The organism is Pseudomonas sp. ESBL9 (assembly GCF_036668715.1).
Taxonomy (GTDB): domain Bacteria; phylum Pseudomonadota; class Gammaproteobacteria; order Pseudomonadales; family Pseudomonadaceae; genus Aquipseudomonas; species Aquipseudomonas lundensis.
Genome location: NZ_JAZEVV010000020.1, coordinates 1 through 626 on the forward strand (window position 1 = coordinate 1; position 626 = coordinate 626).

Annotated in this window: 2 protein-coding genes; both read left to right on the plus strand. The window is 56.2% G+C overall.

Annotation, left to right across the window (positions count from 1 at the left end; genetic code table 11):
• The coding region (locus tag V6F78_RS22250) for a DUF3304 domain-containing protein (protein WP_332728335.1) at positions 1–293 on the plus strand (293 nt) is incomplete at its 5' end.
• On the plus strand, positions 278–626 hold a 349-nt coding region (locus tag V6F78_RS22255), incomplete at its 3' end, for a DUF3304 domain-containing protein (RefSeq protein ID WP_332728336.1). The genes V6F78_RS22250 and V6F78_RS22255, both read left to right, overlap by 16 nt.

Below are 626 nucleotides of genomic sequence, written 5' to 3' on the forward strand. Positions count from 1 at the left end.
TGACGGTGGTGGTGGAGTGGGAGAAGGATCCTGATCCGCATGCTTACGTGAATTGGCCTCCTCTCGGAACTGACGGTTATCGGGCTGCTTATAAGTTGCATGCAGCTAAGTACACCCGTCATCGAGCCGTTGTGCCTGTTGCTCGGTATGAGGAGTTGGGGCTTGTCAATGTGCACTTCTTACCTTGCAACCAAGTAGCCGTTTCAGCCGGTGCGACTTATCCGGGTCGTCCTGATTATCCGTTTCACTTTCCTCAAAAAATGCAGGAGCCCGCGACATGTCCAGAGTCCTGATCCGAGTCTTGTGGCTGATGTTGATCAGCGGCCTTTCGCTGCAAGGCTGCACCCCGCCAAAGCCCGTGCGTCTGGGTACACCCATCGAAGGGTATAGCCATACCTCGGCGGCGATTAACCGGTTTTCTGTGAACAGGGGCGGCGGGCCGAACATCAGTCCTTATAGCGGCGGCGGCAAACAGAATTGCTGCGCGTCACTGCCGGCGAAATGGCACCCCGGGCTGACGGTGGTGGTGGAGTGGGAGAAGGATCCTGATCCGCATGCTTACGTGAATTGGCCTCCTCTCGGAACTGACGGTTATCGGGCTGCTTATAAGTTGCATGCAGCTAAGT